Origin of the sequence: Mesorhizobium sp. M7A.F.Ca.US.014.04.1.1, from assembly GCF_003998745.1 — a bacterium.
In the GTDB taxonomy this organism is placed as follows: Bacteria; Pseudomonadota; Alphaproteobacteria; order Rhizobiales; family Rhizobiaceae; genus Mesorhizobium; species Mesorhizobium ciceri.
In genome coordinates, this window is the sequence record NZ_RZRW01000896.1 from 1 (window position 1) to 1651 (window position 1651).

Here is a 1651-nt window from a genome sequence, read left to right on the forward strand (position 1 = left end):
GCCGTCATGGCGGCACCGCGCGCGCCGCTCGCCCGCCGCTTCGGCGCCCTGCTGCTCCTGCGCCTCGACCAGGCGCTTGGCCGGCTCGACGAGGCGGTGTCGCCGCGCCTGCCCGTCGCGCCGCTTTCGGTCGAACGCCACCTCGCCGAACCCGTCACCCTGACCGAGGACATCGAACGGCTGGTGGGCATGCTGGCGGCGACCTTGAAGACCGACCTCGAGCGCCGCGGCGAGGGCGCCCGGACGCTGGCGCTGCTGCTCTTTCGCGTCGACGGCGCCGTCAGCCGCATCGCGCTCGGTACCTCGCGGCCGATGCGCGAACCCATGCTGATCCAGAAACTGTTCCATGAAAGGCTGGCCGCGCTCGAACAGGATATCGATGCCGGCTATGGTTTCGATCTGGTGCGGCTCTCGGTGTTGGCATCAGCCACCTTCGACATGCAGCAGGCCGATCTTGCCGGCGAGGTGACCGACGACGGCGCCGATATCGCGCTGTTCGCCGACCGCATCCGCGCCCGGCTCGGCGATGGCGCGGTTCTCCGGGCAGTCGCGGTCGAAAGCCATCTGCCGGAGCGTGCCGTCGCCACCATCCCCTTCACCGACGCGCCGTGCCGGACCACGCCGCCGAAGAAGCCGGACAGGCTGCAGGCACCAAAAACCATATTTCCGCCGGAACGACCGATCCGGCTGTTCCGCTCGCCCGAACCCATCGATGTGCCGGCCACCGAAATGCCGGAAGGACCGCCGCTGAACTTCCGCTGGCGGCGCGCGCTCTACCGGGTCAAGCGCGCCGAAGGGCCGGAACGCATCGCCGCGGAATGGTGGCGGGAAGCGCCAAGCGACGAGGCGGCATCGACGCGCGACTATTTCCGCATCGAGGATGCCGACGGCCGCCGCTACTGGCTCTACCGGCAAGGCCTCTACGGCGGCGCCTCGCAAGTCCCGCCGCGCTGGTTCCTGCATGGAGTCTTCGCATGAACGCGCTGACCGTCATTCCCTATGCCGAGTTCGGCATCCAGTCGAATTTCTCCTTCCTGCGCGGCGCCTCCAAGCCGGAGGAGCTGGTGGTCGCGGCCAAGCTCCTGGGCTTCTCGGCGATCGGACTTGCCGATCGCAACACGGTGGCCGGCGTGGTGCGCGCCTGGCAGCAGGCCAAGGTCGAAAAACTCTCCTATCACCCCGGCTGCCGGCTGGTTTTTGACGACGGCACGCCGGACATCCTCGCCTATCCCCAGGACCGCAAGGGCTGGGGGCACCTCTGCCGCATGCTGACGCAAGCCAATCTGCGCGACGAGAACGAAAAAGGCGCCACCCTTCTCCAGCGCGGCGACCTGCTCGAATGGGGTGACCTGATGTCGCTGGCGGTCCTGCCCGGTCTGTCGACGGGGGCGCAAGACAGTCTTGCCTTGCTTGGTGAGCTCAAGGGCCGTTTCGGCAGGAACCTGCGGCTTGGCGTTTCGCCCGACTACGCCGGCAATGACCGTTTCCGCATCGAGCAGGCGGCAGCACTTGCCGAGAGCGCCGGCATTCCGCTGATGGCGACCAACGACGTTCTTTATCACACCGCCGAACGGCGCCCGTTGCAGGACGTGCTGACCGCGATCCGCCTCAACACGCCCGTTGCCGAGGTCGGGCTACAACTGGCCGCCAA

General features: G+C 68.0%; 2 protein-coding genes. Both read left to right on the forward strand.

Translation table 11 applies throughout. The features are described from left to right. Positions 1-978, forward strand: a 978-nt coding sequence (locus EOA22_RS32845; protein WP_127390566.1) for a DUF6504 family protein, incomplete at its 5' end; no start/stop codon positions are given. Further along, the coding region (locus EOA22_RS32850) for a PHP domain-containing protein (RefSeq protein WP_127390567.1) at positions 975-1651 on the forward strand (677 nt) is incomplete at its 3' end. The genes EOA22_RS32845 and EOA22_RS32850, both read left to right, overlap by 4 nt.